Here is a 24,904-nt window from a genome sequence, read left to right as displayed (position 1 = left end):
CGCGACGCCCCCGGACGCGGCCCGGCCGCCGATAGTGAGGCGCATGAAGATCGCGCTGGCCAAGCTCGAGGAGTGGATGCGGCTCTACTACCACAACGTCGACCACGACATCGGCAGCAGTGGTGTCCGCGACCTGACCATCAAGGAGCTGCGCGAGATCTGTGGCTTCGACCTCGACGAGCTCGATCCGATGATCTTCCACGACAGCGAGAGCTTCGGCGGCACGGCGCTGCGCGCGGCCCTGGCCGACCGCTGGCTCGCCGGGGACCCGGACCGGATGATGGTGACGCACGGCTCGAGCGAGGCGATCTACATCGTCATGCACACCGTGCTCGACCCGGGCGACGAGATCATCGTGGTCGACCCGGCCTATCAGCAGCTCTACGACATCGCCGGCGCGCTGGGCTGCACGATCACCCGCTGGCCGCTGCGGCAGGACGAGGGCGGGTTCGCCGCCGATCTGGCCGCGCTGCGCAAGCTGGCCGAGCGCCGGCCGCGCATGATCGTGGTCAACTTTCCGCACAACCCGACCGGCCGCTCGATCACCCCGGAGCAGCAACGCGAGCTGGTGGAGATCGCCGACGAGGCGGGCGCCTGGCTGGTCTGGGACCACGCCTTCGGCGAGCTGACCTACGCCGCCGACCCGCTGCCGCTGCCGATCTGGTACGACCGGCTCATCGCGTTCGGCACCTTCTCCAAGAGCTACGGGCTGGCTGGCATCCGGGTCGGCTGGTGCGTGGCGCCGAACGAGTTGCTCGCCCGGATGGCGGTGCTACGCGACTACATCGCCCTCTACGTCTCGCCGGTGCTGGAGTTCTTCGCCGAGAAGGCGGTGCGCAACGCCGACCGGATCGTCGCGATGCAGCGCGAGCACGCCGCCGGCAACCTGCTCTACCTGACCGAGTGGGCGGACCGGATGGGTGACCAGGTGCGGCTCGACCCGCCCGACGGTGGGGTCGCCGCGTTCGTCCGGTTCCCGCGCTGCGCCGACGTCACCGACCTGTGCCGGCGACTCGCCCAGGAGCATCGGGTGCTGCTGGTCCCGGGCGAGTGCTTCGGCGACGACTTCACGGGCTATGCCCGGCTGGGCTTCGGCGGCACCCGCGCCGAGCTGGCCGCCGGGCTGGCGGCCCTGGAAACGGTGCTCAGCGACGGGTGACGGTTGCCGGTAGGGAGAGGAACCCGCGCTGGTGCGGCGAGTGCACCAGGCGGGCCCGGTCCATGTCGATCTCGTAGTCGGACACCAGCGCGCCGAACTCTTGCAGCGCGATCGTGATCTCCAGCCGGGCCAGGCCGGCACCCGGGCAGAAATGTGGCCCGAGACCGAAACTGATCATGGCGCTGGTGTCCCGGTCGAGGGCGAACACGTCCGGGTCGGCGAACACCCGCTCGTCCCGGTTGCCGGAGGCGGGCAGCAGAGCCACCCGGGCGCCGGCCGGCAGCCGCTCGCCGTGCAGCACCGTCTCCTCGGTCAGCGTGCGGGCCATCATCTGGCTGGGCGAGTCGAAGCGCAGCGACTCGTCGCACCAGTCCGCGGCGCGGCCGTTCAGCCCGGCCCGCCGCACCTCGGGCAGCCGCCACCCATGGTGCAGCGCGATGCCGATCTGCTTGCCCGTCGACTCGTTGGTGGCGCTGACCATGAGAAAGAGGAACGCGACGAGCTGCCCGTCGGTCAGCGGGCCCTCCTCCGTCTCGGTGTCCAGCATGGTCGACAGCAGGTCGTCGCGCCGCTGACGCCGCCGGTCGTTGATCAGGCTGACGTAGTAGACGGCCAGCCGGAATCCCGCGGCCAGGGTCGCCGCTGACCGCGTCTCCAAGCCGTCCTCGCAGTGGTTGAGCAGGTCGTTGTCGACGCGTAGCGCGTCGCGGTCCGCCGCCGGGATGCCGATCAGCTCGCACATCACGTCGTGCGGCAGCGCGGCGCCGAAGTCGGCCAGGTCGAACGTGCCCCCGTCGCGCAGCGGCGCCAGCCGGGCCCGGGCCAGCTCCCGGATCCGCGGCTCCATCGTCTGAACCCACCGGGGCTTGAAGACCGACCCGGTCAGCCGGCGCATCCGCCCGTGCCGGGGCGGGTCCATGGCGAGATAGAAGCTGGTCTTCTCGGCCTCGGGACCCCACAGGTCCGGTTCCAGTGAGATGCCGTTGCGGCTGGAGAACAGGCCCGGGTTACGCAGCGCCGCCTGCACGTCGGCATAGCGGGACAGGGCCCAGAAGTTTCGGGACTCGTTCCGATAGAGCGGCGCGTGCTCGCGCATCCAGGCATAGGTCGGATAGGGGTCCTCGTGCAGGAGGTACGAGAACGGGTCGTAGACGGGCTCGGTTGTGGTCATAGCCGGTGGGTGCTCACGACGAAGGTCTGCCCGGCGACCGACGGCCAGTTCGCCCAGCTCAGGTCCGCCGGCAGCAGCGGCGCGGAGGCGGGTAGGCCGGCCGTGGTCGTGGTGACCAGGATCCGCAGCGCTCCGGTGCCGCGCGACCGGATGGTCAGCTCGACCCCGTCGGCCGGCGGGCCGGCATAGCCGAAGCCCCAGCCCCAGGGTGCCGAAGCCGCCCCGACGTTGCGCCCACCCGGCAGCTCACCGCCGTTGACCGTGGCGCCGAGAATCTCATGCGCCGACGTGTCGGCGAAGACGATGATGCTGTAGACGTCGGCGGGCACCCGGATCCGCGCCTGGGTCGTGGTCACCCCGTCCTGCACCCGCGTGGTGGGCTGCTCCACCTGCGCGCCGCGCACCTCGGGCGCCACCGCCGCCGGTCCGGCCTGCAGTTGGGCGCCGGCCAGGTGTGGCACCCGCTGGTCGGGAACGATGCCGCCGCCGTTGAGCAGCGGCCCGACCACCGGCTGGGCCGGTCCGCCGTTGCTGATCCACGACGCCCGCCCGGCGTCCGCCTCCAGCAGATAGCCGAGGCTGACCGGCTGCGGGTCGCGGCTGCTGTAGCGGTCGCCGGCGGCCACGATCACGATCGCGGCGACCCCGGCGACGGTCAGCGTGAGCATCCCTGCGGTGAGCGCGCGGCGCGGGGGCAGCGGGCCGAGCACGGCCAGGAGAGCCGCGCCGAGGGTGATCGCGAGCAGCAGCCGCAGCACGGTGAGCGGCAGGCCGAGCGGCGGGACCATCAGCATCACGACCGGCAGCACCAGCACTACGGCCACCGCCGCGAACACGCCGCCGGCCACCGCCGTCCACAGCGGATCGGCCGGGCCGCGCCGCAGCGCCAGCCACGCGCCGGCCAGGCCGGCCAGCGCCGGCCAGGTGAACAGATAGGCCGCGCCGGGGGCCAGCACCGCGCAGGCGACGGCCAGCAGGCTGAACCAGCCGGCCACGCCGACCATCGCGTCCAGCGCGGACGCCCGTCGCCGTGCCCAGCGATACCAGACGAGCAGGGCCACCAGCAGCAGCGCCGCCACGCCGATCAGGTAGCGGGCCGGGTGGTAGACCCCACCCATCAGCAGGAACGAGCCCGGCGACCGACCGGCCAGGATCAGCCAGCCGATCTGCCCGAGAACGGCCGCGGCGAGCAGGCACAGCGGCAGCGTGACGACCGTGCGCGCCACCCCGCGTGGGGAGAGCCCACGTCGCCGGCCCCACCACAGCAGCGCCAGGAAACCCGCTGCGGTCAGCACCGCGAGCGGGAGCACGAGTAGGGCGGGATACCAGATCACCGTGCCGAAGAACGAGAAGAAGGTGCCCTCGCTGCCGGTGTCGGCGAGGTCGGCGCCGGCCAGCTCGCGGGCGGCGCCCAGCCCGGCCTCGCCCATGTCCTGCACACTGGCCCGGCTCAACCGGTCGGCGCTGTCGTGGGCCGTGTGATAGTGGCCCGCACCAGCCAGGTGGGCGAGGTTCAGGCCCCGCATGCCGGCGTCGCCGAGCACACTCAGGTCAGTGTCGTTGGGCATCGCCCGATAGACCTGGACGGCCGCCGACGTGGTCAGGGCGCCCGACGCCCGTACGGCCGGGGTCAGGTCTCCCCCCACGGTCTCGAACATGACCGCAGGCCCGGACGAACCGCGTGCCTCGAAATTCACCGCCACCACCCGGGCCGGGTCGCCGGCGGCGCCCGAGTCCAGGAACGCCTTCGCGCCGAGTAGCCCCTGCTCCTCCGCGTCGGTGAAGAGCACGCCGATGTCGTTGCGGGACTGCGCGCCGGCCTTGAGCACCCGGACGATCTCGAGCAGCGCGGCGACGTTGCCGCCGTTGTCGGCCGCGCCGGGCCCGATCGGCACCGAATCGTAGTGGGCGACCAGCAGCACCTGCCCGGTCGACTGCCGTCCGGCGATGGTGGCGTAGACATTCGACACCGACCCGGCGTCCAGCGTGTTCTCGGTAGCCCGCACCGCGACCCGGTCCTGCACCGAGGGCTCCAGCCCGGCCGCTCGCAGCTCCGCCACCAGATAGTCGCGGACCTGCTGGTGCGTCGGCGAACCGGTGGGGTGCGCGCGGGCGGCGATCCGGTCGAGCTTGGCCATCGCACGGTCGGCGGAGAACTCCGTCGCCGGCGCGGACGCCGGCTCCGGCCCGGCCGGCCGCAGGCTCAGCAGGGTCAGGGCGGTCAGGAGGATCAGCGCGCCGATCGCGATAAGCGCGGGCAGCGGACTCGTCCGCCCCGGGGGTGGCGCCGCAGCGCGTGGCGGTGGAGCGGTCACGGTCTCAGTCAGCACGGCTCGCCCCTTCGCCTCGCGCGGCGTAGCACTCCTCGACGTATGTCTTCGCGTTCGCCAGCTCGGTGCGCATCCAGCCGAGCTGCTCCTCGTACTCCGCCGCGCTGTCCGTCGGCGACTTCACGTTCGTCATGATCAGCTCGCTGCCGCGGTGGTTGGGTGTCACCCGGTAGGGGATGAAGACGTCGGTGCCGTCGGCGAGCGTCACGGTGTGGTCGAGCAACCGCAGCGCCTCGTCGAAGTGGCTGGTCAGCCGCACGTCGCCGGTGGGGCTGGTGACCGTGAAGGTGCCTGGCGACTCCGGGCGTACGCGCAGCGCGAACGGGGAGAAGCGGGGCCAGTCGGCGACGGTCGCCAGCGTGGCCCAGACGAAGTCGACCGGCGCGCTGATCGAGACGCTGTAGCTGTCGGAGCGCTCAGTGGCGCAGGGCGGTGTGCTCATCGGCTTCCTCGGCGGGTGCGGCGGGCCCGGCCGCGGCCCGGTCGATCCAGGCGGCGAGCTGGTCCAGCGTGGGATGGGCGAACAGTTCGTCGATGGTCAGGTTGACGCCGAGACCGGCGCGAACCCGGGCGACCAGGCGGGTGGCCTGCAACGAGCTCGCGCCGAGCTCCCAGAAGGTGCCGCCGCCACACGGCGTGCCGACGATCTCCAGCCAGGTGCCCGCCAGCCACTGCCGGGTGGTCTCGGAGGCCGGGACCGAGTCGGGCGGCGGCGCGGCCTGTGGAAGCCGGTCGCGGTCGATCGTGCCGGCGGCGGTGAGCGGCAGGTCGGCGACGGTGACCAGGACGCGGGGGAGCAGGTGGGCGGGCAGCCGTCCGGCGAGGAACTCACGCAAGCCGTGCGGGTCCGGCTCCCGACGACCGTGCCAGCCGCATACGTACGCGGTGAGACCGTCGCCGGCGGGCACGACCACGCCGTGCCGAACCAGCGGGTGATCGGCGAGCGCCTCCTCGATTCGCTGCGGATCGATCCGATCGCCGCGCACGGTGACCCGGCGCTCAGCGTCGCCGAGCAGCTCGAGGTGGCCGTCGGCGTGCCGGCGTACCAGGTCGCCGGTGGCGCACATCGGCCCGGTGCCGTGCGGGCCGGCCACGAAGGTGCGCGCCGTGCGGGCAGGCGCACCGAGGTAGCCGTCGGCGACCGCGTCGCCGGCGACGAAGAGCCGGCCCGGCACGCCGATCGGGGCCGGCCGCAGCCGGTCGTCGAGCACCAGCGCCCGGGCCCCTGGCACCGGAAGTCCGGGGTGCGGGGACAGGGTCACGTCGCCGGTCTCGGTCGAGCCCAGCGCCAGGTGCAGTCGCGCGCCGGGCCAGGTGGCGTGGAACCGGCGTACGGTGTCGGCCGGTACCGCGTCGCCGCCGCAGATCACCCGGCGCAGGCTCGCCGGCGCGGCCGCGCCGATCAGCTCCCGCAGCCCGGCCGGGCCTGTTCGCAGCGCGGTGATGCCCAGTTCCGCCGCGTCGGGGCGGTCGCCCGGGGTCGGCAGCACGACGGTGGCGCCGCACGTGAGCGCCCAGAACAGCTCGGTGAGCCAGGCGTGCCCGCCCTCCGGCGAGGCGTTCAGCACCCGGTCGCCCGGCTCCAGCGGGACGCCGTCGCGCAGCGCGACGATCCGGGCTCGGACGGCGCGGTAGGAGACGACGATCGGCTCTGGACCGTCACCGAGGATCACCGCGGGAGCGGCCTCGTCAGGCTCGACGAAGCGGGCCTCGGTGTCCGTGCCGGCCGCGTTGTCGGCCGCCGTGACGACAAGTGCGGACGCTGGGCCGGCGGAGCTGCCGGGCGGCACCAGGCAGGCCCCGGTCCGCCAGACCGCGAGCAGAGCGGCTACCCGCAGCGGCCCGTCGACGCGCGCCTCCACCAGCAGGCCGGGCCGGGCGCCACGCTCGCGCAGGCGGTGCGCCAGCCGGTCGGCGGCCCGGTCGAGCTCCCGATAGGTCAGCCCGGCGCCGTCGGCGGCCAACACCGCCGGGGCGTGCGGGGTCCGCGCGGCGATCGCCGAGATCTGCTCGTGCACCGGCGGAGCGGCGGTGACCGGGGCGGCCTCGGGCAGCGCCTGCCGACGTTCGGCAGCCGGCATGATCTCCAAGTCCGTGGCGCGGGTGTCGGGATCGGACAGGCCGGCCGTGAGGGCGGTGGCGAAGTGGTCGGCGAAGCGCGTGATCCGCTCCGGGTCGTAGAGCTCGGCAGAGTAGTCGATGGAGAGGTAGAGGTCACCGTCCGGCGCGTCGGTGACGTCGACCGCCATGTCCCACAGCGTGTATTCGTCGTGCAGCCCGAACTGCTCGCCGGTGACATCGTCGCCCAGACGCAGGGCCGCGTTGATGCCCGGCGGGTGCAGCGTGAGGCCGATCTGGAAGAGCGGGTTACGGCCGGTCACCCGCTCGGGACGCAGCGCGTCCACGACAAGCAGGAACGGCACGTCCTGGCGACTTGTCGCGTCGAGCACGACGCGGTTGCAGCGGTCGATCAGCTCAGCGAAGCTCGGCTCGCCGCTTAGGTCTGGCCGCAGCACCACGATGCTGCCGAGATAACCCACCATCGACTCGATCTCGGCGCTGGTACGGCCGGTGAGCAGCGAGCCGACCGGCAGGTCGAGCTGCCCGGTCCAGCGGTGCAGCACCGACAGCAGGCCGGCGTGCAGTACCGACAGCAGCGAGACCCGATGCTCGCGGGTATAGGCGCGGACGGCGGCCGAGGTCTCGGCGGGCAGTACGCGGAGGACGTTCGCGCCGGCGCCGTTCGGTCGGGCTGGCCGCGGCCGGTCGGCCGAAAAGTCCACTGTCGACAGTCCAGCCAGCGCCTCGCGCCAGTGGCCGATCTGCCGGTCGCGTTCCGGGCCGGCCAGCCAGCGGCGCTGCCAGACCGCCAGGTCGGCTGGTTGCACCCGGACCGGCGGCAGCTTCGCCGGGACGCCGGCGCGGACAGCCGCGTATGCCGCGGAGAGCTCGTCGCCGAGGATCCGGCCCGACCAGCCGTCGGTGACGATGTGGTGGAAGACCATCACCACCACGAAGTCGTCCGGGGCGACACGCCCCACTCCCACCCGGAACGCCGGCGCGGCCGCCAGGTCGAACGGCTCGGTGTAGAGGCCGCGGGCCCACGGCTCGACCTGGTCCTCGGTCAGCTCGGTCACCGGCAGCCGAGTCCGCGCCGGAGGCGGGTCGATCACCTGGCGGGGCACGCCGTGCTCGGCGACGAACCGGGTGCGCAGCGACTCGTGTCGCACGACCAGCGTGTGCATCGCCCGCTCCAGCGCGGCCACGTCCAGGTTGCCGTGCAACCGCAGCGGGATCGGCACGTGATAGGACGTCCAGTGCGGGGCCACCTGGTGCATGAACCACATGGCCTCCTGCTGGTGGGTGCAGACCATCGACGGCTCGCGTGGCACCGGCACCAGTTGCGGTGTCTCGTCGCGGCGTGCCTTCTCGGCACGCTTGCGGGCCAGCAACTCCTCCAGCCGGCCGATCTCGTCGTCGAGGTCGGCGTCCGGCTCGGGTGCGGCCGTCTCCTCCGGCGCGATGGCCCGGGCCAGCTCGCGCACGCTGGGATGGGCCGCGATCAGCGCGACCGACGCACCCTCGATGCGGCCGGCCGCGCGCACCGCGTCGAACGAGTCGCCGCCCAGCGCGAAGAAGCTCATGGTGACGTCGACGCTGGGCCGCTCCAGCACCTGCCGGTAGACCTCGGCGATGCGTTCCTCGACGGCGGTGGCCGGCGGCTGGCCGGCCGCGCTGTCCTCGACCGTCGCGGGAACGGGCGGCGGGCCGGCCGCCGGCCGAGCCGGTGCGACCTGCTGCACCCGGTCGGCGCTGGTCACCGCCTCCAGCGCTGCGGTCAGGTCGGTCACCAGGTCGTCGACGAAGCCCGCCGGGAACCGGTCGCGGTGCACCAGCATCTGCACCGCGCCGGAGTCAGGGGTGAAGGTGGCGGCGATCGGGGTGCTGGTCTTGTCGAAGAGCACGTCCGGGCGGAACGTGAGGTCACCGCCGAGCATCGCCGGGTCGATCGTGATGCTGTAGTTGTCGACCGACAGGGTGCTGTCGAAGAGCTCCTGCCCGGACCGGCCGACCCACCGCTTGATGTCAGCGAGCGACGTGTATTCGTGCCGCCGCAGTTGGGCGGCGGTGTCCTGCACCCGGCGCAGCCAGTCGCCGAGGTCGCCGTCGTCGGGCACCTCGACCGGCAGTGGCAGGGTGTTCGCCAGCACGCCGATCATCCCCTCGACGCCGGGCAGGTCCGCTGGGCGGCCCGAGGTGACACAGCCGAGGACGACGTCGGCGCGGTCGCTGTGCCGGCGGATCACCGCGGCCCACACCGCGTACGCCAGGGTGCCCAGGGTGACGCGGTGCCGGACCGCCGCCTCACGGAGCCCGTCCAGCAGGGCGGCGGGCAGTTGCACCTCGCGGCGGTCGATCGGGCCGGTGCCCTGCCGGGGGTCGGCCGGTGCGAGCGGCCGCAACCGGTTCCCGGTGGAGCTGTCGAGCAGGCCGGTCCACCAGCGGCGGCTCGCCTCGGGGTCCTGCCGCTGCAGCCAGGCGATGTAGTCGCGGTAGGGCGGGGCTGGCGGGGAGGTCGGCCAGCCAGCGGTTCGCGCGCGGTACTCGCCGAGCAGTTCGCCCAGCAGGATCGGGATCGACCAGCCGTCCATCAGTAGGTGATGGAAGCTCCACACCAGGCCGAAGCGTTCGTCGCCAACGCGCACCACGTGCAGGCGCTGCAACGGCGGCACGGTCAGGTCGAAGCCGGTCGCGGCGTCGGAGGCGCGCAGCCGCTCCAGCCGGTCGGCGAGGTCGTCCCCGGCGTCCGGCCAGTCGTGGTGGATCACCGGCAGGTCGACCTCGCGGTGCACCACCTGCAGCGGCTTGTCGAGGTCCTCCCAATGAAAGGAGGTGCGCAGGGCCGGGTGCCGGTCGGAGACCGACTGCCAGGCCGCCACCAGCGCCTCGAGGTCGAGCTTGCCGGTGACCAGATAGGTCTGCTGGCTCAGGTACATGTCCGGCGCGCCGTCGTGTGCGCTGTGCAGCAGCATCCCGCGTTGCAGCGGGGACAGCTCATAGATGTCCTCGACGTTGCTGGCGCCCACATGCACCCCTTGTCCTCGCCGGCCTCCGCCCACACGCGACCCTTCGCCTGGGGCCGACACTACGAACCGCGCGATCGCCCGTCGTGTCACCGGAAACCGTGGCCCACGTGCCGGGCGAGTCGACGGGTCGCCGGTTCCGGCGACACGACACCCTTCGGACCACGCCCGTAGCGTCGGTGCGGCAGGACTCGAAGGCGAGGGGGTAATCATCGGCATGCCCGTTCCCGGAGGTCACATCCTGTCGGTGCCCCATCCCGGCCGGCCGCCAGCCGCCGAGCCGCCGACCCCGCTTGGCCCGCGCCAGCACGCGGTCTGGATGCTGCAGCAGCTCGCGCCGGAATCGGCCGTCGCCAACCTCAGCATCGCCCTGCGCAGCAGCCAGACGCTGCGCTGGTGGCCGCTGGACGCCGCGATCAACCACCTCGCCGCCCGTCATCCGGCGCTGCGCACCCGGTTCCCGGTCGCGGCGGGCGTGCCGGTGCGGCACGTCACCGCCCCGACCGACCTGCGGCTCACCGTCGACGTCGAGGCGGCCACCGAGGACGACCTGACCGACCGGCTCGACGCGGCCGCCGCCCGGCCCTTCGACCTCGGCACGGACCTGCCCGTGCGGCTGGTCCTCGTGCAGCTGGCCGAGGGCGGCAGTGTGCTGCTGCTGGTGGTGCACCACATCGCCGTGGATGGCGCGTCGATGGCCCGGCTGGTCGACGAGCTGGCCCGGGCGTACGACGTGTTCGCGGCGCGCGACAGCCTGCCGGCAGACCTAACCGGCGAGGTTCCCGCGGTCGCCGACGCCGCGCCGCGCGCGGAGGATGTCGCGTTCTGGCGGGAACACCTGCGCGGCTACGACGCCGGCGCGGCTGTGCTGCCCAGCGCACGGCCCAGCCCGGCGCTGCCCACCTTCGCCGGCGAGACGCTGATCGACACGCCCGCGCCGTCGACCATGGCCGCCGTCGCAGCCCTGCGCAGCGCGCTCGGCACCACCGAAAACCTGGTGCTGCTCACCGCGTTCTATCTGACCCTGTTCCGGCATGGGGCCGGGACCGACCTGGTGGTGGGGGTGCCCATCACGGGTGGCCGCGACCGCGAGGCCGAGGGGGTTGGTTTCCGGGTCAGCACCATGCCGCTGCGGGTCGTCATCGATCCGGACGAGGGCTTTGCGGCGCTGGCCCGGCGGGTGCGCGACGCCTTCCTGGCTGGCGCACAGCACGCCTCCGCCTCCACCGAGGACCTGCTCGCCGAGGTCGGGCACCGATCCGGGGACTGGCGGGTACCGCTGTTTCGCTACATGTACAACTACCGGCCCTGGGACGACACGAACGTGAGCCTCGCAGGGGAGCGGCTGCGGGCCGTCCCGCTGCTGCGGGCGGCGACCCAGCTCGACATCCAGCTCGTGGTGATCGGCGGCGGGGAGATTCCGGAGACGATCACGACGTACGGCACCGACGTGCACGACCGCGCGGAGATAGCAGCACTGGTGGAGCGGATGGCGGCGCTGATCCGCCGGGCGTCGGCCGACCCGCACCGGCCGGTCCGCGAGCTGGCGATGACCACCGACGCGGAGGAGCGCCTGCTGGCCGCCGCCAACGACACGCTGCGGCCCGGGTTCGGCGACACGTCCGTGGCGCGGCGGTTCATCGGGCACGCCGAGCGGAACCCGGCGGCGACGGCGCTGATCGAGGACGGCCGGGAGCATTCGTACGGTGAGCTTCGGGAGGCCGCGGGACGAATCTCGGGCCGGCTGCGCGAGGCGGGCGTTGGCCCCGGCGACATCGTCGGCGTCGTCCTTCCGCGCGGCTTCACGATGGCCGCAGCGATGCTTGGCGTGTGGGGGGCGGGCGCCTGCTATCAGCCGATCGCCGTCGGTCAGCCGGAGGCGCGCATGATGGCCCAACTGACCGACGCGGGCGCGCGGGTGCTGATCATCGAGTCCGGCGCCGACCTCCCCGGCGGGATCACCGTGCTCACCGAGGCGGACCTGAGCGCCGGCGACCCGATCGAGCTGATGACGTGCGATGTGGACGATCCGGCCTACGTCATCTACACCTCCGGCTCGACCGGACAGCCGCGCGGCGTGGTCGTCACCCATCGCAACCTGGCCAATCTCGTGGCCGACTTCGCCGACCGGCTCGGCGTCACCGGCGCCGACCCGGTGCTGTGGTCGACGACCACGGCCTTCGACATCTCCGCCCTCGAAGTCTTCCTGCCGCTGAGCCTCGGCGGCCCGGTCGTAGCCGCCGGTCGCACCACCCAGACCCGGCCGCGTGAACTGCTCGACCTGGTGGTCCGGCACGACGTCGCGGTCGTGCAGGCGACCCCGACCTTCTGGCGGCTCGCCGTCGCCGAGGTCACCGGCGACGAGCTGCGCGACCGCACAGTGCTGTGCGGCGGCGAGCCGATGTCCGCCGAGCTCGCCCGGGACCTGGTGGCCACCGGGTGCCGCCTGCTCAACGTCTACGGCCCCACCGAGACCACCATCTGGTCGACCGCCGTGGAGATCGACGCCGACGTCACCGGCCCGGTGCCGATCGGCCGGCCGGTCGCCAACACGCACGTGTTCGTCGCCGACCAGCACGGCGCCCACCTGGCCCCCGGGCTGCTCGGCGAGCTCTGCATCGGCGGGACCGGGGTGAGCGCCGGATATGTCGGTCGACCCGAGCTGACCGCGGAGCGGTTCCCCGGCGCCGGCGCGGACCGGTACTACCGCACCGGCGACCTGGCCCGCTGGCGTGCCGATGGGTTCCTGGAGTTGTTCGGCCGCAACGACCGGCAGGTCAAGCTACGCGGCCACCGCATCGAGCTGCCCGAGATCGAGGCCGTGCTGCAGGCCCACGACGAGGTGGCGGAGGCAGCCGTGGTGGTTGTCGGTGACCCGCAGGCCGGAGCGGAGCTGCGCGCCTTCGTCACCGCCGCCGGCCCGACCCGGGCGGACGGCCTGCCCGAGCGGGTCTGGCCTCACCTGCGCGCCACCCTGCCCTCCTATTCGCTGCCGTCGCGCATCACCGTTCTGCCCGCTCTGCCGGTGAGCCCGAACGGCAAGCGCGACCTGGTCGCCCTGGCCGCGATGGAGGTGACCGGGCCGGCCACCGCCGCCGTAGCCGACCGCGGCCCCGACCGCAGCCCGGAGCTCACCGCGAACCTGGTCACCCTGTGGCGCGACATCCTGGGCCGGCCCGCGCTGGGCGAGCACGACCACTTCTTCCTGCACGGGGGGCACTCGCTGCTGGCCGTGCGGCTGGCCGCCCGGGCCGCCGAGATCGCCGGGGCCGACGTCGCGGTCCGGCTGGTCTTCGATCATCCGACCCCGCGGCAGCTGTCCGCCCGTCTGGCCGAGGAGTCCCGCCCGTGACCCAGAGCATGCCGGCGACCACCCCCGGCGGGTGGTTCATCCGCGTCGGCCCGGGCCCGGCCCGGGAGGGCGCCACCCGGCTGTACGTCTTCCCCCATGCCGGCGGCGGACCCGGTGCGCTCGGTGCGCTCGCCGCCGCGCTGCCCGCGTCGGTCGAGCCATGGGCGTTGCACCTGCCCGGCCGTCAGGCCCGTATTGCCGAGCCGCCGCGCACCGACCTCGAGCCGTTGCTCGACGAGATCGCCGCCGACCTGACCGCGACAGCGGGGGAGTACGCGCTGTTCGGCTTCTGCGGCGGCGCGCTGCTGGCCTTCCTGGCCGCCCGCCGCAGCAAGCCGACGCACCTGTTCGTCGGCTCCTACGCCGCACCGGACGTCGCGGGCATTCCCCGCCGCCTGCACACCCTGCCGAGCGATCGGTTCTGGGACGTGGTGCTCGCCCAGGGCGGCGTCGCGCCGGAGCTGGCCGAGCGCCGCGACCTGCGCCCGATGCTGGAGGACGCGATCCGGGCCGACTTCGCGCTCTACGCCGGGTACAGGCCGGACCGGGCCGCGCCGCTGGGCGTGCCGGTCAGCGTGCTCTACGGCCGCGAGGACACCGAGCTGACCACCGGCGCGCTCGTCGGCTGGCGCCGGCAGACCGGGACGCGGCCCGCGTTGTGCGAGCTGAACGCCGGCCACTGGCTGATCGACGAGGACCCGGCCGGGGTGGCGGCCTGCATCACGGCCCGGCTCGCCGGTGAGCAGGCTCCACCGGTGCGGCCCGCGGCGCGGCTCGCCGACCCGACCGTGCCCGCCGCACCGGACGGCGGGACGGACCTTCCGGCCGCCGCCGGGGACGTGCTCGCGGCGATCCGGCGGGCGATGAGCGACGCCGTGGGGCGGCCGCTCGGCGAGGACGAGAACTTCTTCGACGCCGGCCTGGGCTCCTCCGACCTGGTGCGGGTGCACGCCGGCAGCACTGCGGGGATGACCGAACCGTTTCCGGTCACCGCGATGTTCGCGTACCCGAACCTGCGCGCCCTGCGCCGTCACCTGGCCGCCGGGCGTACGTCGGCCGGCGTCGACCAGCACCGCCGGACCGGCGAGACCTGGCGCGAGATGCGCCGACGACTCCACGGCGAGAGTGAGCAACGATGAGTGGTCTGTTCGAGCCGATCGCCATCGTCGGGATGGCCGCGAGGCTGCCCGGCGCCCGCGACGTGCACGAGTACTGGGACAACCTGATCACCGGCCGCGACTGCATCTCGCCGCTGAGCGACGACGAGCTGTTGTCCGCCGGGGCTACCCACCAGCAGATCACTGACCCGTCCTATGTGAAGCGGGCCGGCCTGGTGCCCGGCCTGGACGAGTTCGACCCGGACTTCTTCCGGATGACGCCGCGCGAGGCCGCGGTCTGCGACCCGCAGCAGCGGCTCTTCCTCGAGCTGACCTACGAGGCGATCGAGAACGCCGGCTATCACCCGTCCACCCTCGGACACGAGGTGGCCGTCTACGGCTCGTCCGCGCCGGCCCGCTACGGCGACTACAACGTGCTGGGCAACCCGGATTACAACCTGAGCGCCGACATCTTCGGGCTCGCCGTGCTGAACAACGTCGACTACCTGGCCACGCTGGCCTCCTACAAGTTCGACTTCCGTGGGCCGAGCATGGCCGTGCTCACCGCGTGCTCCAGCTCGCTCGCCACGATCCTGATGGGCTGCCGGTCGCTGCACATCGGCGAGTGCGACGTGGCGATCGCCGGCGCGGTGTGCGCGGTCATCCCCTATCACGTCGGCTATCGCTGGAGCCCCGGCGACGTGCGCTCGCCGGACGGGATCGTGCGAGCCTTCGACGCGGCCGCCACCGGCACCCTCTTCACCAGCGGGGCCGGCGCCGTGATGCTCAAGCGGCTCGGCGACTCGATCGCGGACGGCGACAACATCCTGGGCATCATCCGGGGCATCGGCACCAACAACGACGGCTCGGACAAGGTCAGCTTCAGCGCGCCGAGCATGCGCGGGGTGACCAACGCGGTGGTCGACGGCATGGCGCTGTCCGGCTTCGGCCCGGCCGACATCGACTGCGTCGAGATGCACGCCACCGGCACCCCGCTCGGCGACCCGATCGAGGTGAAGGCGCTGGCTGAGGCGTACCGCCGGCTCGACGGCCGGCTCGACGACGGCGCGATCCCGGTCGGCTCGGTGAAGTCGAACATCGGGCACGCCGCGGCGGCCGCGGGCATGGCCGGCCTGCTCAAGCTGCTCCTCGCTCTGAAGAACGAGCAACTGCCGCCGACCATCAACGTCACCCGGGCCAATCCGCGGCTGGAGATCGAGCGCAGCCCGCTGCGCGTCAACGACACGATCAACCCCTGGCCGCGTACGCCCAACCGGGTCCGACGCGCCGGCCTGACCTCGCTCGGCATCGGTGGCACCAACTTCCACCTGGTGCTCGAGGAGGGCCCGGCGCCGGTGTACACCCCGCACCTGTTCCGCCCCCGGATCGTGGTCTGGTCGGGCCGGGACGCCGCCGCCCGCGCCGCCAACCGAGAGGCCCTGGCCGACTACTTCGCCGCCAACCGCGACGACGAGTTCACCGGTGCGGTGGCCACCCTGCAGCACAGCCGCGGTGAGTTCGCGCTGCGCGGGGCCGCGATCTGCATCGACCCGCGCGACGCCGCCCGGCAGCTCTCCGCCGACGGAAAGGTGCTCACCGGCGAGGTCTCCGGCGACGAGCCGCCCGGCGTGCTGTTCACCTTCCCGGGGCAGGCCGCGCAACACGTGCGGATGGCGGCCGGGCTGGTCGGCAACCACCGGGTCTTCACCGAGACGGTGGACACCTGTCTGGAGGTGCTCGACCGGCACGGCCTCGACCTCTATCCGCTGTGGCAGGACGAGCAGCCCGGAGACACGCTCTACGAGACGGCGAACGTACAGCCGCTGCTGTTCACCATCGAGTACGCGCTGGCGCGGCAGTGGACCGACTGGGGCATCCGGCCCGCCGGACTGCTCGGGCACAGCGTCGGCGAACTCGTCGCCGCCACCGTCGCAGGCGTGTTCGAGCTTGAGGACGCGCTGCGGCTGGTGGCCGCGCGCGGCCGGGCCATGCAGGCGCGGCCCCGTGGCTCGATGCTGGTCGTGGCGGCCGCACCCGGCCGGGTGCGGAGCCTGCTGGGCGACGACCCGGGCGTGACGGTGGCTGCGGTCAACGCCGCCGAGCAGGTCGTCGTCGCCGGTCCGGACGAGGCGGTGACGGCGGCCGCCGCGCTGTTCGCCGAGGCCGGCGTCGCCACCCAGCCGCTGCGCACCTCGCACGCCTTCCACAGCCCGGCGATGACGCCCGCGGTCGACGAGTTCCTGGCCGCGTTCGAGGGGGTTCGGCTGCACCCGCCGACGATCCCGGTCTTCTCCGCCGCGACCGGGCGGCGGCTCACCGACGACGAGGCCGTCGACCCGGCCTTCTGGGCCCGGCAGATCGCCGAGCCGGTGCTCTTCGCCGACGCCGTGGAGGCTGCCGTGGCCGGCACCGAGGGGCGGTTCGTGCTCGAGGTCGGCCCCGGCCGGACGCTCAGCGGCCTGGTCCAGCGTCACCCGGCGGTCGCCGGCGCGTGGCGGGTCCTCGCGTCGCTGCCCCGGCCGGGCAGCCAGCCGGACCCGCGGCAGGAGGAGCGGACCATTCTGGACGGTCTGGCCGAGCTGTGGCTGAGCGGAGCACCAGTGGACTGGCCGCGGGTCTACCGCGACGAGGCCCCGCAACGTGTCCCGCTGCCTGGCTACCGGTTCCAGCGCGCCCGCTACTGGGTTGATCCGGCCCCGGCCGCCGCGGTGCCCTCCGTGGCTGAGCCGGCACCCGCTCTGCCACCGGAACAGCCGGAACCGGCGGAGATCGGGCCATTCGCGGTGCCCGGCTGGGTCGAGACCCCGCCGCCGGCCGGCCGGACCCGGCCGACCGGCACCACCCTGGCGCTGGTTCCGGCCGACCCGGCCGCTGCCACGCCCTACGTCGCCGCGCTGCAGCAGGCCGGCCATCGCGTGGTCCGGGTGCGCCCAGGCGCTGCGCGCGATGAGCGAGCCGGAGCGTTCGTGGTGCGCCCCCGGCACCTCGCCGACGACCTCGCCTGGGTGCTGGAGCGGCTGACCGCGAGCGGCCGGGCGCCGGCCACCCTGGTGCACGCCTGGGGCGCCGGGCTACCGGCCGCCGACCGGGACGCCGTCGACGACGAGCTGGACCTGACCGTCTTCGCCCTGCTGGACCTGGTGCGCACCGCCGCGCGCGAGCCGGTCAACGGCCGGCTGCCCGAGCTGATTGTGCTCACCAACGGCGCGGTGGACGTCTCGGGCGGCGAGCCGCTGATCCCGTGCCGGGCTGCGCTGGTGGCAGCCGCCCGCACCTATGCGATGGAGACCGTCGGAGTGGGCTGCCGAGTGATCGACACCGGGCCGGGGCGGGCCGAGGACATGCTGGTCGCCGAGCTGCTCTCCGGCGCCTCCGAGCGGCTCGTCGCGCTGCGCGGCAGCCGCCGCTGGGTGCCGGTGCAGCGGCCGTGGCCGGGGCCGGGGCCCGAGGACGAGCCGGCGATCCGGCGCGGTGGCGTCTATCTGATCACCGGTGGCCTCGGCGGGCTGGGTCTGGCCGTGGCCAAGGGTCTCGCCGCGACGGGCCGCCGGCCGCGGCTGGCCCTGCTCTCCCGTACCGGCCGGGACGTCGCCGACGACCTCGCCGAGATCGGGGCCATGGGCGCCCAGGCGATGGTGGTGACCGCCGACGTGGCCGACGGGCCGCAGCTGCGCAAGGCGTTGGACGAGGTCGCCGAGACGCTCGGGCCGATCAGCGGTGTGCTGCACCTGGCCGGGGTGGCCGGTGGCGGCATGCTGCAGATGCGCGACCGGGCTGACGCCGCCGACGTGCTGCGGCCCAAGGTGCACGGCACGCTCGCGCTGGCCGCCGCGCTGGCCGGCCACCCGCCGGTCGACTTCGTGGTCTGCTTCTCCAGCCGCGCCGCGCTGACCGGCATGGTCGGCAACGGCGACTACGCCGCCGCGAATGCCTTCCTCGACGCCTTCTGCGCCGAGCAACCCGGCTGGCGCAGCATCGACTGGCCGCCCTGGACCACGGTCGGCATGGCCGCCACCGGCGTCGTCGAACGGCTCACCGACCGGCTGCGCGCAGCCACCTCCGCGGCGGCCCCTCTGCTCACCCACGAAACTGTCGTCGCGGCCGCCACCCATTGGGAGCTCGACGAGCATCGCATCAAGGACGCCGCGGTGATGCCCGGCACCGGCACCCTCGACCTGGTGCTGCGGGCCCTGCCGGAGATGGTGCCCGAGCTCGCCGGCCCGGTGACGCTGACCGACGTCATGTTCCTGCGGCCGCTGGTCGCGGACGCCCCGCGGCGACTGCGGACCACGGTGGAGCCGGACGGCGACCGGGCCTGGCGGGTGCGTGTGCACGTGCGCGGGGACGACGTGGACGAGTACGAGCACACCACGTTCCGGATTACCCCGGCCGACGTGCCGGCGCCGGTCGCGGACGTCGCCGAGCTGCCCGCCGGGCTGGCCGAGACCACGCCGCCGACCCTGCTGCCGGAGCCGGGCGGCACGATGGTGTTCGGCCCGCGGTGGCGGTGCGTGCGCCGGCTCTGGGAGTCCGCCGACACGATCGTCGCCGAGCTGGAGCTGTCCGAGCCGTTCCGCGGCGAGGCCGCGGGGCGGGCGGTGCATCCGTCGCTGATGGACGTCGGCACCGGGCTGCTGCGCCGCCGCCGGCCGGACGAGCTGCTGCTGCCCTTTCACTACGAGCGGATGACCTGGTGGGCGCCGGTGCCCGGTCGGGTGTTCTGCCGGCTGCGGCAGCGTCCCGGCGCGGACCTCGTCGCGGACGTGCAACTCGTCGCTGACGACGGCGCGGTGGTGACCGAGGTGGTCGGCTTCCGGCTGCGACCGCCGGTCGCCGATTTCACCTCGGCTCTCGCCGAGGCACCGTCCGGCGAGGGCCTGTCCCCGGACGACGGCGTGCGGCTGCTGCTGCGGCTGCTGGCCGGCGGCGGGCCGGCCCAGGTGGCGGTGCTGCCGCATCGTGATGGACGGCCCGTGCCGCCGGATGAGCCGCTGGTGTCCGCCGTCGCGGTCCCGGCCGCCCCGGTGGCGGCGGAGCCGGTGGCGGCGGCGGTCACGACCGTGGCGGCAACCGACGGCGGCGACGTGCAGGACCGGCTCGCCGAGCTCTGGACGCAGGTGCTCGGCCGAACGGGGATCAAACCCGAGGACGACTTCTTCGCCCTCGGCGGCGACTCGCTGATGGGCGTGGGGCTCGTGGGCCGCATCCGCGACACGTTCGCGATCGAGGTGAGCATCGGGGCCCTGTTCGAGTCGCCGACCCTCGGCGAACTCGCCGCGGTCCTGGTCGGGCAGGGCGCGCGATGACCGATTCGGAGGAGGTGACGGTGCTGAACTCGGACGATGCGATCGCCGTGGTCGGGGTGGCCGCCAAGGTGCCTGGCGCCCGCGATGTCGAGGAGTTCTGGCTCAACCTCGTCCGCGGCCGGGAGTCGGTGACCGAGCGCACCGACGAGGAGTTGCGGGCCAGCGGCGTCGCCGAGGAGCTGATCGCGGACCCGGCCTATGTGAAGACCGCGTCGATGATGCCCGAGGCCGAGTACTTCGACGCGCAGCTGTTCCGGATGACGCCGCGCGAGGCCGAGATGTGCGACCCGCAGATCCGGCTGTTCCTGGAGATGGCCCACTCGGCGATCGAGAACGCCGGCTATGACCCGGGCACCCTGCGCGACGGAGTCGGTGTGTTCGCCTCTGCCGGGCCGGCGCACTATGCCGAGCAGCACCTGCTGCGGCACCCGGAGATCGCGAACTCGGCGCTGTCCGGCGTCGTGACGCTCAACCACGGTGACTACGTCGCCACCACCACGTCGTACAAGCTGGATCTGCGCGGACCCAGCGTGACCGTGCTGACCGCCTGCTCGAGCACCCTCGTCGCGCTGCACCTGGCCTGCCAGTCGCTGCGCATCGGGGATTGCGACGTCGCTGTGGTGGGCGGCGCGGACGTCGAGTTTCCCTATGGACACGGCTATCTGTGGGCGCCGGGCGGCGTGCGGTCCCGCGATGGGCACTGCCGGCCGTTCGATGCGGCGGCCAGCGGCACGGTGTTCGGCGGCGGCGCCTGCGCGGTGATCGTCAAGCGGCTGGACGACGCGATCGAGGCCGGCGACCAGGTGCGTGCCGTCATCCGCGGCATCGCGCTGAACAACGACGGGGCAGACAAGGTCAGCTTCGGCGCGCCGAGCAAGGCCGGGCAGACCGCGGTGATCATGGAGGCGATGGCGCTCGCCGGGCTGCGCCCCGAGGACATCTCGTACGTCGAGGCGCACGGCACCGGCACAGCGCTGGGTGACCCGATCGAGGTGGCAGCGCTGACCGAGGCGTACACCCGGCTGGCCGGCGGCGCGCTGCCGGCGGGTCGGTGCGCGCTCGGCTCGGTGAAGGGCAACGTCGGCCATCTCGGCCCGGTGGCCGGGATTGCCGGGCTGGTCAAGGCCGTGCTGGCGCTGGAACGTGAGCAGCTGCCGCCGAGCATCAACTTCACCGCCCCCAACCCGCGGCTGAAGATCGAGGAGACCCCGTTCCGGGTGCAGGACGTCCTCACCGCGTGGCCGCGCGACCCGCAGCGCCCGCGCCGGGCGGGGGTCAGCTCAATGGGCATCGGCGGCTCCAACGTGCACGTCGTCCTGGAGGAGCCGCCGGCACAGCGGTTCGAACTGCACGACGAGCGGCCCCGCGTCATCGTGTGGTCGGGCCTGACCGCCGACGCGGAGGAAGCCGCTCGGGCACCGCTCGCGCACTACTTCACCGCACGCGGCGAGGCGCTGTTCGCGGACGCGGTGGCCACCCTGCAGCACGGGCGGGCCCGGCACCCGGTACGGGCCGCCGTCGTGTGCACTTCCGCGCACGACGCCGCGACCGTGCTGCGCGAGTCCAACCCGCGTCGGATCCACACCGGCCGCACGACCACCGCCCCGGCGCGCCCGGTCAGCCTGCTCCTCCCCGGCCAGGGCTCCCAGCACCTCCGGATGGCGCACGACCTCCATCTCGCGGTGCCCTCCTTCGCCGCAGCCCTGGACGGCTGGTTCGACCTGTTCGGCGATGCCGGCCGTGAGCTGCGGGCCAGCTGGCTCGGCGAGTCCGACCTGGACGTCACGGACACCCGGCAGGCCCAGCCCCTGCTGTTCGCGGTCGAGGCCGCGCTGGCCGACTTCTGGCAGTCCGCCGGTGTGCGGCCGGCCGCCCTGCTCGGGCACAGCGTCGGCGAGCTCGTGGCCGCCACCGTCGCCGGCGTCTTCACACCCGCCGACGGCGCCAAACTGGTGCTCGCCCGGGCTCGGGCGATGCACGACCACCCGGCTGGCGGCGGCATGCTCGCCGTCGCCGCTGCCGAGGAGCAGGTCGGTGATCTGCCGGCCGGCGTCACGGTCGCCGTGGTCAACGGGCCCGACCAGGTGGTGCTGGCCGGCCCGCACGACGCCCTGGACCGCGCCGCCGCGACGCTTGGCGACCGAGGTCTGCGCACCCGGCGCCTGGAGACCTCCGACGCCTTCCACACGCCGCTGCTCGGCGACGCCGCGAACGCGTTCGCGCAGGCCTTCGCCGATGTCACGCCGGCAGCCCCGGCGATCACCGTGTACTCCGCGGCCACCGGCCGCCCGCTCACCGCGGAGCAGGCCGCTGACCCGTCCTTCTGGGCCGGCCAACTGGTCGGCCCGGTGCGCTTCGGAGCCGCCCTCGACGGACTGCTGGAGACCGGCACGGGGGTGCTGCTGGAAAGCGGCCCGGGCCAGGTGCTGACCGGGCTCGCCCGCCGGCACCCCCGGGTACGTCAGGGCGCCTTCGCCGCCGTGCCCACGCTGCCGCCGGCCGGGACCGACGGGGACGGCACCACCACGATGCTCGAAGCCGCCGCCCAGCTGTGGGCCGAGGGCCACGACATCGACTGGGAGGCGCTCGGTCAGGCACCGATGCGCCGCCGGGTGGCGGTGCCCGGTTATTCGTACCGCCGCAAGCGGTATTGGATCGACCCGCCGGCGCCGCAGGCCGCGCCGCTGGCCCCCGAGCCGGCGCCGGCGTCGGCCGAGCCGGTGGTTCAATCGCCGCAGGCCCCGGTCACTCCCTTCTCCACTGTGGAATGGCGGCCCACCCCGGGCAGCCCGGCGACCGGCGACAACCGGGGCCGCACCGCGGTGGTGCTGCTGCCGGCCGCCAAGAACCGGGCGCTCGACATCGTGCTCGCCCTGCACCAGGCTGGGCTGCGGACCGTGCGGGCCCGGCCGGGCAGCGACTATCACGCCCGCGATGACGAGTTCAGCCTGCGCGACGGCTCCGCCGACGACGTGGCCCGGATGTTCGACGAGCTCGCCGCCCGCGGGGTCCGGCCCGACCTGCTGGTGCACGCGAGCGCCGCCGCCACCTGGGAGCCGGTCTCCGGCGACACCCTCGGCGAGCAGCTCGACCGCTCGGCCAACACCCTGCACGCGCTCATCCGGCACGGCCTGCGCACCGGCGCCTCCGGCAAGCTGCCGGAACTGCTGACTGTGGCGACTGGCTCAGCGGACGTCTCCGGTTCCGACCCGCTCGAACCGGTGAAGGCGACGCTGCACGGGCTCGTGCGGAGCCTCGCCAAGGAGGTGCCCTGGCTGTCCTGCCGGCTGATCGACGTCGCCGGCAACACCCCGGTCGAGCAGCTGCGCGACGAGCTGCACCGGGCCGGCGACGACCTGGTGGTCGCGCTGCGCGGCCGGCGTCGGTGGGTGCCGCGCGAAGAACCGCTCTGGGTCACCCCCGGGCCGCAATCGGTCGTTCGGCACCGGGGCGTCTATGTCATCACCGGAGGGCTCGGCGGTCTCGGCTTGGCGATGATGCGCGGGCTGGCCGCGACCGGAACGAGCCCGCGGATCGCGCTGCTGGGCCGGCACGTGCCGGAACAGGGGGCGGAGCCGGCCGCGGTGGCCGACGCCACGGCTCTCGGCGCCGAGGTGCGGCTGCTGCGCTGCGACGTCGGCGACCCGCGCCAGGTACGCCGGGCCCTCGACGTCGTCACCGCCCACTTCGGCCCGGTCAACGGCCTGCTGCACCTCGCCGGAGTGGCCGGCGACGGCATGCTGCAGGTGCGCCGGCCCGAGCAGATGGCCGAGGTGCTGCGGCCCAAGGTGCAGGGCACGTACGCCCTCGCCGAGGCCCTGGCCGGCCGCCCGGAGCTCGACTTCGCCGTGCTCTTCTCCAGCCGCGCCGCAGCCGACGGGCTGGCCGGCAGCGGTGACTACGCCGCAGCCAACGCGGTGCTCGACCTCTACGCACGCGACGCCGGTCTACCGGCCGGCCGGGTGCTCAGCATCGGCTTCCCGAGCTGGGCGGAGGTGGGCATGGCGGCCGCCCCGCCGCCCCCGTCCGAGCCCGAGGGCGTCGTCCGCTGGGAGACCACTCTCGACGACGCCGGCACCTGGGCCCTGGACGAGCACCGCCTCGAGGGACGGCCGCTGCTGCCCGGTAGCGCGTGTCTCGACCTGATGCTGCGCGCCTTCCGCGAGCGTCTGCCGGCCGACGACGAGTCGCTGGCCGTGGTGATCTCGGACGTCGCGTTCTCGGCCCCGCTCGTCGCGAGGGCGGCCCGGCGGGTCCGGGTCGACTTCGTGGCCGACGGCGACGCGCACTCGTGGACGGTGCTGTCCCGGCCGGCGGATCGGGCCGGCGCCGGTTGGGTGCGGCACGTCGTCGGCCGGATCGCCCGGCAGGCGGTGGCCGCCGACAAGGCCGATCTTGAGGCGCTGCGCCAGGACACCGAGCCGCAGCCGTTGCCGGACACTGGCGGGCCAGGCCGGTTGTTCCAGCTCGGCCCCCGCTGGCGCGGCATCACCGAGCTGCTCGCCCGCGGCGAGGAGCGGCTCGTCACCATGCGGCTGCCAGCGGCCTTCGAAGCCGACCTGGACGTGCACCCGCTGCACCCGGCGCTGCTCGACTGCGCGACCGGAACCGCGCGCGACGACACCGATCCGTTCCACGTCCCGTTCCTCTATCGCCGGATGGTCGTGCACGGCTGGCTGCCCGCAGAGCTGATTTCGCACATCCACCGCCGGAAGGTGGCCAACGGGCTGCTCGTCGCCGACATCGACCTGCTCGACCCGGACGGCCGGGTCCTGGTGCACATCGAGGGCTTCACGATGCGGCGGGTGGACGGACCGTCGCTGGGCGACGAGGAGGTCGGCGCGGACGAGGTCGAGGTCGCGGCGGAGGCAGTCGTCCACGAGGCCGAGCCGCGGCCGGGCGGTGCCATCGGCATTCCGCCCGCAGTCGGCGTCGATCTCGTCTTCACCCTGCTCTGCGCCTCGACCCCGGAGCGGGTCCTGGTGCGACCGTTCGTCGACGGCCGGCCGGTGCCGCTCAGCGAGCCGGGCGGCACCGGCTTCTCACCCGCCGCGACTCCCGCGGCTGCCGCCGCGCCGGTGGCTTTCCCTCCGGCGCCCGTGGCGCTGGTCGAGCCCGTTGCGGTGGCGCGGGCGGCCGAGCCCGCTCCGCCACCCGTGCCGGTGATCGCGGGCGAGGCCCCGATGCTCGACCGGCTGCGCGTGCTGTGGGCCGAGACGCTGGGCATCGACGACATCGCGGTCGATGACGACTTCTTCGAGCTGGGCGGCAACTCGCTGTCCGCGGTGGAGTTGATGTCGCGGGTCCGCGACGTGTTCGGCGTCGAGCTCAACATCGGGTTGCTCTTCGACGCGCCCACGCTGAAGCAGCTCACCGTCCTGCTTCAGCAGCAGGTGGAGGGCTGA

9 protein-coding genes are annotated in these 24,904 nt (G+C 73.8%); 5 read left to right on the top strand and 4 right to left on the bottom strand.

Going from position 1 to position 24,904, the window contains the following annotated elements; translation table 11 throughout:
* Positions 1-43: 43 nt before the first annotated feature.
* Entirely contained in the window at positions 44-1,159 is a 1,116-nt protein-coding gene (gene vioD / locus IF46_RS0105175) for a capreomycidine synthase (protein WP_030487117.1), read from the top strand.
* Here the strand turns inward: vioD and IF46_RS0105170 are convergent.
* The 4 genes from IF46_RS0105170 to IF46_RS0105155 are packed head-to-tail and all read right to left on the bottom strand — an operon-like array spanning position 1,146 to position 9,747.
* Positions 1,146-2,330 (bottom strand): cytochrome P450, encoded by a 1,185-nt coding sequence (locus IF46_RS0105170; RefSeq protein ID WP_030487116.1) that lies wholly within the window; start codon positions 2,328-2,330, stop codon positions 1,146-1,148. The two genes, vioD and IF46_RS0105170, sit on opposite strands and share 14 nt — an antisense overlap.
* A complete protein-coding gene (locus IF46_RS0105165) occupies positions 2,327-4,660 on the bottom strand; it encodes a M20/M25/M40 family metallo-hydrolase (protein WP_051723663.1) in 2,334 nt (777 codons plus the stop codon). The genes IF46_RS0105170 and IF46_RS0105165 overlap by 4 nt, the downstream gene beginning before the upstream one ends.
* Positions 4,650-5,102 (bottom strand): SRPBCC family protein, encoded by a 453-nt coding sequence (locus IF46_RS32235; protein WP_036391033.1) that lies wholly within the window; start codon positions 5,100-5,102, stop codon positions 4,650-4,652. The genes IF46_RS0105165 and IF46_RS32235 overlap by 11 nt, the downstream gene beginning before the upstream one ends.
* Positions 5,077-9,747 (bottom strand): condensation domain-containing protein, encoded by a 4,671-nt coding sequence (locus tag IF46_RS0105155; RefSeq protein WP_030487114.1) that lies wholly within the window; start codon positions 9,745-9,747, stop codon positions 5,077-5,079. Before IF46_RS0105155 ends, IF46_RS32235 begins: the two co-directional genes overlap by 26 nt.
* A 214-nt stretch (positions 9,748-9,961) precedes the next feature.
* Between IF46_RS0105155 and IF46_RS32230 the strand changes: the two genes are divergently transcribed.
* Genes IF46_RS32230 through IF46_RS35480 form a run of 4 tightly spaced genes read left to right on the top strand, consistent with a single transcriptional unit; the run spans position 9,962 to position 24,904 of the window.
* Positions 9,962-13,096 carry a non-ribosomal peptide synthetase gene (locus IF46_RS32230; protein WP_198041356.1) on the top strand — a complete coding sequence of 1,045 codons (3,135 nt, stop codon included), beginning with the start codon at positions 9,962-9,964 and terminating at the stop codon, positions 13,094-13,096.
* Entirely contained in the window at positions 13,093-14,235 is a 1,143-nt protein-coding gene (locus tag IF46_RS33100) for a thioesterase domain-containing protein (protein ID WP_051723662.1), read from the top strand. Before IF46_RS32230 ends, IF46_RS33100 begins: the two co-directional genes overlap by 4 nt.
* Positions 14,232-19,499, top strand: a complete 5,268-nt coding sequence (locus IF46_RS0105140) for a type I polyketide synthase (RefSeq protein ID WP_030487112.1) — start codon at positions 14,232-14,234, stop codon at positions 19,497-19,499. Before IF46_RS33100 ends, IF46_RS0105140 begins: the two co-directional genes overlap by 4 nt.
* Entirely contained in the window at positions 19,496-24,904 is a 5,409-nt protein-coding gene (locus IF46_RS35480; RefSeq protein ID WP_030487111.1) for an SDR family oxidoreductase, read from the top strand. Before IF46_RS0105140 ends, IF46_RS35480 begins: the two co-directional genes overlap by 4 nt.

The sequence above is a fragment of the Micromonospora chokoriensis genome (assembly GCF_000718555.1).
GTDB classification, from domain to species: domain Bacteria; phylum Actinomycetota; class Actinomycetes; order Mycobacteriales; family Micromonosporaceae; genus Micromonospora; species Micromonospora chokoriensis_B.
Note: the sequence above shows the minus strand (reverse complement) of the source record. Positions and strands in the feature narration are given on the sequence as shown.

What these genes read in the sequence shown, in the direction of transcription:
- vioD (WP_030487117.1), top strand. Translation starts at nt 44, where the DNA reads ATGAAGATCGCGCTGGCCAAGCTCGAGGAGTGGATGCGGCTCTACTAC.
- IF46_RS0105170 (WP_030487116.1), bottom strand. Translation starts at nt 2,330, where the DNA reads ATGACCACAACCGAGCCCGTCTACGACCCGTTCTCGTACCTCCTGCAC.
- IF46_RS32235 (WP_036391033.1), bottom strand. Translation starts at nt 5,102, where the DNA reads ATGAGCACACCGCCCTGCGCCACTGAGCGCTCCGACAGCTACAGCGTC.
- IF46_RS32230 (WP_198041356.1), top strand. Translation starts at nt 9,962, where the DNA reads ATGCCCGTTCCCGGAGGTCACATCCTGTCGGTGCCCCATCCCGGCCGG.
- IF46_RS0105140 (WP_030487112.1), top strand. Translation starts at nt 14,232, where the DNA reads ATGAGTGGTCTGTTCGAGCCGATCGCCATCGTCGGGATGGCCGCGAGG.
- IF46_RS35480 (WP_030487111.1), top strand. Translation starts at nt 19,496, where the DNA reads ATGACCGATTCGGAGGAGGTGACGGTGCTGAACTCGGACGATGCGATC.